Annotated in this window: 6 protein-coding genes and 1 pseudogene; 2 read left to right on the top strand and 5 right to left on the bottom strand. The window is 66.6% G+C overall.

Annotated elements, in window-relative coordinates:
- Positions 1–1,083 (bottom strand): aminopeptidase P family N-terminal domain-containing protein (locus LH128_RS26415; RefSeq protein ID WP_008832756.1); only part of this gene is annotated, 1,083 nt, incomplete at its 3' end.
- A gap of 50 nt (positions 1,084–1,133) precedes the next feature.
- Between LH128_RS26415 and LH128_RS26410 the strand changes: the two genes are divergently transcribed.
- Both LH128_RS26410 and LH128_RS26405 read left to right on the top strand, forming a co-directional pair.
- Positions 1,134–3,203, top strand: coding sequence for a S9 family peptidase (locus LH128_RS26410; RefSeq protein ID WP_327195274.1), 2,070 nt, complete (start codon positions 1,134–1,136; stop codon positions 3,201–3,203).
- A complete protein-coding gene (locus LH128_RS26405) occupies positions 3,203–3,589 on the top strand; it encodes an acyl-CoA thioesterase (RefSeq protein WP_008832754.1) in 387 nt (128 codons plus the stop codon). The genes LH128_RS26410 and LH128_RS26405 overlap by 1 nt, the downstream gene beginning before the upstream one ends.
- 94 nt (positions 3,590–3,683) lie before the next feature.
- Here LH128_RS26405 and LH128_RS26400 read toward each other — a convergent pair whose 3' ends face one another.
- The 4 genes and pseudogenes from LH128_RS26400 to LH128_RS26385 form a co-directional block, all read right to left on the bottom strand.
- Positions 3,684–5,441, bottom strand: coding sequence for a cation:proton antiporter domain-containing protein (locus LH128_RS26400; RefSeq protein ID WP_008832753.1), 1,758 nt, complete (start codon positions 5,439–5,441; stop codon positions 3,684–3,686).
- A 310-nt stretch (positions 5,442–5,751) separates the two neighbouring features.
- Positions 5,752–6,177: a hypothetical protein gene (locus LH128_RS26395; RefSeq protein WP_008832752.1), complete on the bottom strand. Its 426-nt coding sequence runs from the start codon at positions 6,175–6,177 to the stop codon at positions 5,752–5,754.
- Positions 6,174–8,573, bottom strand: coding sequence for a DNA translocase FtsK (locus LH128_RS26390; RefSeq protein WP_008832751.1), 2,400 nt, complete (start codon positions 8,571–8,573; stop codon positions 6,174–6,176). Before LH128_RS26390 ends, LH128_RS26395 begins: the two co-directional genes overlap by 4 nt.
- Positions 8,574–8,813: 240 nt before the next feature.
- A pseudogene (locus LH128_RS26385) lies at positions 8,814–9,052 on the bottom strand (monooxygenase); the annotation flags it as partial.

The raw sequence follows: 9,052 nt of genomic DNA, 5'->3' as shown, positions 1-9,052 counted from the left end.
GGGATCGAGCGCGCGGAAGTCCTGCAACTTCGCGGCGGCTGACAGTTCGGTGACCTCGCCCTTGGGCGCCTCGACCGCGAGCCAGTGCAGGAAGCGCGTCACGGCGGCGGCGTCGCGACCTTGCGCGGCGCGGTGGCCCGCCTGCTCGACAGGGTTCTTGACGGCCTTGGGCAGCACGGTGGGATCGCGTTCCTCCACCAGCGTGGCACCGACGCCGCGAAGTTCCTCGAAGATGGCGCTGACGGCGCGCTCGGGGTCGACGGCGACCCGCTTGCCCGCCAGTTCGCGCAGGCCCTGGGTGAAGGCGGCGCGCTCGCGCACGGTCACCGCGTTGCCAAGGTGGCGGCGGACCTCGTCGGTCACTTTCTCCCCGGCGATGAACAGGTCGGCGGTGCCGTCCTGCCGCGCGATGACGTAGGACAGCGCGACGGGAGTGCGGTCCACGTCAGCGCCGCGGATGTTGAGCAGCCAGGCGATCGAATCGAGTGCGGTGATCACCGTCGCGTCGAGGTTCCGGGTCGCGAGCCATTCGGAAACGGCGGCGCGCTTGGCCTCGCTCGCCTCGCCGGTGAACGTGTCCGGGTGGACCACGGCGGGAGCGGCCGAAGGGGCGGGCTGGTCTTGCCACACGGCATCGATCGGGTTGCCCTCGACCGCGATCAGCGCGCCGCCCTTGGCCGCGAGCGTGGCTTCCACCGCCTGCGCCCACTTCGAGCCGTGAAGCCATGCGTCGTAGCCGATCCGCGCGCCCTTGGGCGCATGCTCGGCGAGCCATGCAGGAACGCTGGTCGCAGGCACGCTTTCGTAGGCATAGAGCCTGCCATCGACCTGATCGCGCACCTGCAGGGTATAGCGTCCGTCCACGAACATGGCAGCGGCAGGCGAGCGGCCTGCGTCGGTCAGCACAACGGCGGTTCCGGCCGAGCCGCCGAAGCCGGTCAGCCATTCGAGCCGCTGGGCATACGCGCCGACGTACTCGCTCATGTGCTCGTCGGAGATAGGGATCACGAAGCCATCGAGGCCGCGCGCCTTCAGTTCCTTGCGGAGCGCATCGAGGCGGGCTTCGTGGGTATTCATCAGCATGTCATGGGTTCCGGCTTGCGGGGGGTATTGAGCAATCATAGATGGTGCGCATGGCAGATTCCACCCCGACCCTCATCGGTCCCCCGCAGGCGGCGAAGAAGCCGCATTCCTTCACCCATCACGGCGTCACCGTCAGCGACGACTACGCCTGGCTGCGCGATCCCGGCTATCCCGAGGTGAAGGACAAGGAGGTCCTCGACCATCTCGAGGCGGAGAACCGCTGGTTCGAATCGAAGATGGACCAGCACAAGGGCCGCATCGACGCGCTGTTCAAGGAAATGCGCGGCCGCATCAAGGAAGCCGATTCGTCGGTCCCGCAGAAGGATGGCGACTGGCTCTACTGGATCGAGTTCGAGGAAGGCGCCGAATACAAGAAATGGTGGCGCAAACCCGTCGCGGGCGGCGAGCCCGAACTGATGCTCGACGAAGTGGCGCTCGCCGAGGGCAAGGACTACTTCCGCCTCGGCGCGATCTCGACGACGACGGACGGGCGGCTGCTCGCTTACGCGTATGACGACAACGGCTCGGAACGCTTCACCGCGCGGATCAAGGACCTGACCACCGGCGAACTGCTGCCGGACGAGATCCCCGGCACGCTGTCCTCGCTGGTCTGGGTGGCGAAGGACAAGGGCCTCGTCTACTCGCTGGCGAACGAGCAATGGCGTACCGACAATGCCCGCCTGCACTGGCTGGGCCAGCCGGTGGAAGACGACGTCGAACTGTTTCACGAGGATGACGAGGGTTTCCGCGTCGGCTCCTCGCTCTCCTCGAACGAGAAGTGGCTGCTGATCGGCACCAGCGACCATGAGACCAGCGAATGCCGCATGGTCCTCGCCGACGATCCGCTCGGCGAGCAAATCCTGGTGAAGCCGCGCGCCAAGGGCGTGGAGTATGATGTCGATGAGCGCGGCGACGTGCTCTACATCCACACCAACGACACGCACGAGAACTTCCGCCTCGCCACCGCGCCGCTGGCGAACCCCGGCGAGTGGACGACGCTGATCGAGGGCACGGACGAGTTTTACCTGACGGGCTTCGATCTGTTCCGCGATTTCTACGTGATCGAGGGGCGCCGCGCCGGTCTCGACCAGATCGAGCTGCGCTACTACGACGATCCGGCGCGGATCGAGCCGATCGCCTTCCCCGAGGCGAGCTACTCGGCGGGGCTCTCCAACAACCCCGAATGGCACATGGAGAAGCTGCGGCTGACGTACGAGTCGATGGTCGCGCCGTCCTCGGTGATGGATTACGACGTCGCGGCGCGCACGCTGGAGACGCTCAAGGTCCAGGAAATTCCTTCGGGCTACGACGCTTCGCTCTATGCCACCGAGCGGCTGGAGATACCTGCGCGCGACGGCACCGCGATCCCCGTTTCCATCGTCTATCGCAAGGACCGGACGGGAGCCGGGCCGCTGCACCTCTATGGCTACGGCGCTTACGGTATCGCCATCGATCCTGGCTTCTCGACCTCGCGCCTCAGCCTGGTCGATCGCGGGTTCGCTTACGCCATCGCGCATATCCGCGGCGGCGACGACCTTGGCCGCGCGTGGTACAAGGCGGGCAAGCTGGAGCGGCGCGAGAATACCTTCAACGACTTCGTGGACGTGGCAAAGGGCCTGATCGAGCGCGGCTTCACCGAGGCGGGCCGGATCAGCATCTCCGGCGGCTCGGCGGGCGGCGAACTGATGGGCGCGGTCATCAACTCCGACCCCGAGCTGTTCGGCGCGGTGGTGGCGCACGTGCCCTTCGTGGATGTGCTGAGCACCATGCTCGACGACACCCTGCCGCTGACGCCGGGCGAGTGGCCTGAATGGGGCAACCCGATCGAGGACAAGGCCGCCTTCGATCTGATCCTGAGCTACAGCCCCTACGATCAGGTCAAGCGCCAGGCCTACCCGCCGCTGATGGTGACGGCTGGCCTCAACGACCCGCGCGTGACCTACTGGGAGCCCGCCAAGTGGGTGGCCAAGCTGCGCGAACTGAAGACCGACGGCAACGAGCTGATCCTGAAGACCAACATGGGCGCGGGCCACGGCGGCAAGTCGGGCCGGTTCGAGAGCCTGAAGGAAACGGCGGAGGAGTTCGCCTTCATCCTGTGGCAGCTCGGGGTCGAAGGCTGATGTTCACCCTCACCTTCACCGCGCTGCCGGAGCACATCGATGTGATGGGCCATGTCAACAATGCGGTGTGGGTGCAGTGGATGGAGGCGATGGCGGGCGCGCACTGGGCCGCCGTCGCTCCCCCTGAGCATCAGGAAAAGTACGCGTGGCTCGTCACCCGCCACGAGATCGACTACCGCGGCAACATCTGCGAGGGTGAGAGCGTGACGGGTGAGACCTTTATTCCCGAAGGACCGAGCGGCGCGCGGTTCGACCGGCGGGTGGATTTCCGTAACGCGGCGGGCAAGGTGATCGTCTCGGCCCGCACGACATGGGCGATGATCGACATTGCCTCAGGCCGGCTGATGCGTGTGCCACCGGAAGTGGCGGCGCCTTTCGTGGGCTGACCACCTTTCGTCACCCGCGAGCGCAGCGAAGCAATCCAGGGCGGCTTGATACTGCTCTGGATTGCTTCGCTGCGCTTGCAATGACGACACCTAGCTACCGCCGGTCCCTCGGCCGCTGCGTGATGATGTGCTCCCGCGCGGCGCGCACGTCGCCGCCTTCGTACTGCACGGTCAGGCGCTCCTTGTCGCTCTTGCGGTACATCTGTTCGGCGCGGTCGATGTCGCCGAGCGCCACGTCGAGCCCCTTGAGCGCCTTGCGCGCCAGCACCACCGCCGATTCCATCACCTCGCGCGCCATCGAGGCGATCGGCGCGTCCTTCAGTCGCACCAGCGCGCGGCGGTCGAACACGCGGGCGTGAACTTGCGCATTGGGGAAAGCCTGGTGGACGGCCTGCAGGAACGGCTCGGTCAACTGGTCGCCGTCGATGCAGAAGACGATCAGTTCGGCCTCTGCCGCGCCCGCCTGGCGCAGCATGTCGATGCGAGTGCCGTCGCCGAACCAGACTTGCGCGCCGAAGTCCCGCGCGATGTCGATCATCTCGATGTCGGTGTCGATCATCGTCACCGGAATGTCGGCGGCGATCAGCATCTGCGCCACTGTCTGCCCGAAGCGGCCATAGCCCACGACGATCGCGTTGGCGCCGTCCTCGTGCGGGCCCTCGCGGACTTCCTTCTTGCCCTCGGGCCTCTCGCGGATGCCGCGCGTCGCCATCATCAGGAACGGCGTGGTGACCATCGAGAGAGTGACGATGGCGCTGAACAGACTGGTCGCCTGCGCATCCACCAGCATCGCATTGCTGGCCTGCGCAAACAGGACGAAGGCGAATTCACCCCCTTGGCTCAGCAGCAGGCCTAGCGCCAGCGCGCTGCGCCATTCCATGCGGAAGGCGAGACCGAGCAGGAAGATGATCCCGCCCTTCACCGCGATCAGCGCCAGTGCCATCGCCATGACGAACAAGGGGCGTTCGGCGATGGCGGAGAGGTCCAGCATCATGCCCACCGACATGAAGAACAGCCCCAGCAGGATCGCGCGGAACGGTTCGACGTCGGCCTCGAGTTCGTGGCGATAGGGCGAATCTGCCAGCATGACGCCGGCGATGAAGGCGCCAAGCGCGGTCGAAAGGCCGAGCGCCTGCATCAAGGCGCCCGAGGCCATGACCGTGAACAGCGCGGCGAAGACGAACATCTCGCGCTCGCCGAGGTTGCCGATCAGGCCGAACAGCGGCCGGATGACGAAGCGCCCCGCGAGGATCAGGCCGACGATGGCCGCGACCGTCTCCAGCCCCAGCACCCATCCCGGCGGGCCGGAATGCAGCGCCGGATTGCGGTTCATCGCGGCGATGATGGTGATGAGCGGGATGATCGACAGGTCCTGGAACAGCAGGATCGCGAAGGATCGCTCCCCGAACGGGGTGTGCAGGCGCCCGGCGCTCTGCAGCATCGGCAGCACCTGCGCGGTGGACGACAGCCCCAGCGGCAGACCCAGCGCCAGCGAGGCCTGCAGGCTGAAGCCGGTGAAGAAGTAGATGACAGCCGAAACCGCCAACCCGCACAGCACGACTTGCAGCAAGCCGAGCCCGAAAATCTCGTGCCGCATCTTCCACAGGCGCGCTGGCGCGAGTTCGAGGCCGACGATGAACAGCAGCAGGGTGATGCCGAGTTCGGCGATCCCCATCTTGCTCTCCGGGTCGCCGACGAGGTTCAGGACGTAGGGGCCGAGCACCGCTCCGGTGGTGAGAAAACCCAGCGTCGCACCGATTCCCAGCCGCCGGAACAGCAGCACGAAGCCGAGCGCGGTTCCCAGCAGGAAAAATCCGTCGCGCAGCAGGAATGCCTGGGCATGTTCTTCCATCGGGGCCTTTCGAGGGTATTGCGTGGGGGAGGCGCGACTGTCTTAGCGGCGGGGTACGCCGGGGCCAACCATACAATGGTGGGGATGTTGTCGCATCAGGTAGGTGCCGTCGGCGGGGGCTTCGACAAGCTCAGCCTGAGCGGGATCTGGAGTACGATGCGATTTGATCAAACCAATCCCTCGTCATTGCGAGCGCAGCGAAGCAATGACGAAGCAGAGAAAGTCTCAATCTTTGGAAAGCATGCTCTGAAATCCGCTCAGGCTGAGCTTGTCGAAGCCCCCGCCCTCCAGAACCACGCCTGCGCCGCAGTTACCGCGGCAATATCCCCTGGCACACGTAGCGGATGACCAGGCCGTCCTCGTTGTCCCAGCGCACCCGCTGCGTCGCGCCCGGCGTCGCCGAGCCGCCAAGCGGCGCGCCGCCCGGATTGAGCACCTGCCATTGCTCCACCCGCGTGGTTCCTGCGGTGCAGTTCACGCTGCGCAGCATGAACTGCATGGTGCCGCGCGGCATCTGGCCTTGTGCCCTGGTCAGTACGTCCAGTTCGCGGAAGGTGCGGCCGAGACCGCCCGCCCTCATGCTCGCCGTGTCGATGCGGACGCTGCGGCCCACGGCGGTCTCGACCTCCTGCTTGAACACGCGCACCCAGTTGCCCGAGGTCGCGGTGAGCGTGGATGTCGCCGCGACGGAAACCAGGGGGGCACCGGCCAGCACCAGCGCGACGATGAGTGTCAAAGCGGGCTTCCGTTCTCATCGCGGTAGATGTCGCGGCGGCCGACGTGGTTGGCCGGGCCGACGTAGCCGTCCTGCTCCATGCGCTCGACCCATTTGGCGGCGGTGTTGTAGCCCACGCCCATCTGGCGCTGCAGCCACGAGACTGAGACCTTCTGGTTCTCGAACACCAGCTGGCAGACCTGCCGGTATTTGCGCTCGTCGGGCTGGTCCGAGGCCGTCGCGTCGAGATCGTCGAAGCCGAAGCTGCCTTCCTCGGGCTCGTTGGTGACGGCGTCCACGTAGTCCGGTTTGCCCTGCGAGCGCCAGTACGTGGCGACGTGCTCTACTTCTTCGTCCGAGACGAAGGGGCCGTGGACGCGCTTGATGGGGTCGGAGCTGGGCTTGTAGAGCATGTCGCCCTTGCCCAGCAGCTGCTCCGCGCCCTGTTCGCCAAGGATCGTGCGGCTGTCGATGCGGCTGGTCACGGCGAAGGACACGCGGGTCGGCAGGTTGGCCTTGATGACGCCGGTAATGACGTCGACCGATGGACGCTGCGTCGCCATGATCAGGTGGATGCCCGCCGCGCGGCTCTTCTGGGAGAGACGCTGGATGAGAACTTCGATTTCCTTGCCGACCGTGACCATGAGGTCGGCGAGTTCGTCGACAATCAGGACGATCTGCGGCAGCGCCTCATAGTCGAGCTGGCGGTCCTCGTAGAGTTCCTCGCCCGTCTCGGGGTCGAAGCCGATCTGGATGCGGCGGCCCAGCGGCTTGCCCTTGGCGGCGGCGGTGCGGACCTTCTCGTTGAAGCTGGCGAGGTTGCGGACCGAAATCTCGCTCATCTGGCGATAGCGGCGCTCCATTTCCTCGACCGCCCACTTGAGCGCGCGGATCGCCTTGGGCGGTTCGGTGACCACGGGCGAGAGCAGGTGCGGGATGTCGTCGTAGCTCTTGAGTTCGAGAACCTTGGGATCGACGAGGATCAGGCGGCACTGCGCAGGCGTCAGGCGGTACAGCAGCGACAGCAGGATGGCGTTGAGACCGACGGACTTGCCCGAACCCGTCGTACCGGCGACGAGCAGGTGCGGCATCGTCGCCAGATCGGCGACGACCGGCTCGCCGGCGATGTCCTTGCCCAGGATGATCGGCAGCATGCCCTTATGATGGGCGAAGGCCTCGGACGCGACCATCTCCTTGAAGGATACCATCTGGCGGTTGGCGTTGGGCAGTTCGATGCCCATGACCGTGCGGCCGGGGATCGAGGACACGCGCGCGGAGATTGCCGACATGTTGCGGGCGATGTCGTCCGCCAGACCGATGACGCGGCTGGCCTTGATACCGGGCGCCGGTTCCAGTTCGTACATGGTGACGACCGGGCCGGTGCGCACGGCGGTGATCTCTCCCTTGACGTTGAAGTCGTCGAGCACCGTTTCCAGCAGGCGCGCGTTGCGTTCCAGGCTGAGCTTGTCGATCTTGGGCTGCGAGTTCGGTGCCGGGTCGGCCAGCAGGTCGAGGCTAGGCAACTCGTATTTGTCGAACATGTCCTTCTGGCGGCTGTCCGAACCGAACTGCGCGGGGATCGGCGCGGCCTTGGGGGCGCTGATCTCGGGCGCCTTGCGGGCAGGCGCAGAGGCGGCTGCGGGCATCTCAGCGGCGCGCAGCGGGGCTTCGGCCTTCTCCGGCTGTTCTGCGCGCTCGGCCCTGAGTTGCTTCTCCTTGCCCGGCTTGAACGGCAGGTCTTCGGCGGACGGGAGGCTGATCGGGAGGCGGCCGATGCGGCCCGGCAAAGTCAGCAGGCGCGCCCAGTCGAAGGCGAAGACGCGGCCCGCCAGCACGAGGCCGAGGCCAAGGCAGATCACGGCCAGAGCGAACTTGATCCCGCCATGCGCCGCCTCGGGCGCGAGGCCCGCCAGTGCGGTGATCGCCTTGGCGCCCAGCAGCCCGGAAATGCCGCCCATCGAGGCGGGCAGGGTTCCGCCCGGCTTGGTGAACCACAGCGAGAGAACCGTGGCGATCAGCAGCATCGACAGCGCCAGCACCCCGACCGGCACCCACCAGCGCTGGTCGGTATGCTCGACCTCGCCGTCGTCCTCCTCGACCAGCAACCACAACTTGCGGCCGAAGACGTAGAGCAGCGGCACGAACAGCGCGGAAACCGGCCCGAACAGGAACAGCGCGCGCTCGGCGGTCCAGGCGCCGGTCACACCCATCCAGTTCTGCACGTCGCCGCCCGCGGCGGTGGAGGTGGAGGGGTCGGTCTGGTGGTAGCTCACCAGCGCGAGGGCGAGGAACACCATGCCCGCAAAGAGCACCAGCGCGCCGGACAGCTCTCCGGCACGGCGCAGCGAGCGCTTGAGTACGGCGCGCCAGTCCGGCTTGGCGATACGCCGACCGGGCGCGATGGGGCGGGTGGCCATTAAAATTTCCCTCGGGGTTTCCGGGGGCGATTATGCGTTCGCGGGGGACTCCGCGTCAAGAATGGACCGGGAACAGGGCTGTGGAGGCCGGTGAGCCGCATCGTCGTCCCGGACTTGATCCGGGACCGGTGGCTGTCTTTAGGCGTGAGCCATCAGCCGGGCACGCCGACGTGAGGTGGGCGGTTCATGGCCAGCGGTCCCGGATCAAGTCCGGGACGACGGGATCAACCGCCTCTCGGATCAATTCACCGGCTCACGCGCCTCGAACGCCACGCCCGGCAGGTCGGGCGACAGGCGCCAGTCGGCCAGCATGTCGCGCCAGGCATCCCAGCCGGGCAGATAGCCCTTGAACAAGGCCCACTTCAGTTCCTTGTCGCCCTCGTTGTTGAAGTAGCTGGGCGTACACCCTTGCTGGAACTCGGACATGTCGACCTCGTTGGCGCGGCAGTGCGCGACGTAGCCGGCGACGCCCTCGGCGG

The sequence above is a fragment of the Sphingomonas sp. LH128 genome, assembly GCF_000293195.2.
In the GTDB taxonomy this organism is placed as follows: Bacteria; Pseudomonadota; Alphaproteobacteria; order Sphingomonadales; family Sphingomonadaceae; genus Novosphingobium; species Novosphingobium resinovorum_A.
This window is presented reverse-complemented; position numbering and strand designations above follow the sequence as displayed.

Coding starts and splice junctions, on each gene's coding strand:
- LH128_RS26410 (WP_327195274.1), top strand. CDS start 1,134: ATGGCAGATTCCACCCCGACCCTCATCGGTCCCCCGCAGGCGGCGAAG.
- LH128_RS26405 (WP_008832754.1), top strand. CDS start 3,203: ATGTTCACCCTCACCTTCACCGCGCTGCCGGAGCACATCGATGTGATG.
- LH128_RS26400 (WP_008832753.1), bottom strand. CDS start 5,441: ATGGAAGAACATGCCCAGGCATTCCTGCTGCGCGACGGATTTTTCCTG.
- LH128_RS26390 (WP_008832751.1), bottom strand. CDS start 8,573: ATGGCCACCCGCCCCATCGCGCCCGGTCGGCGTATCGCCAAGCCGGAC.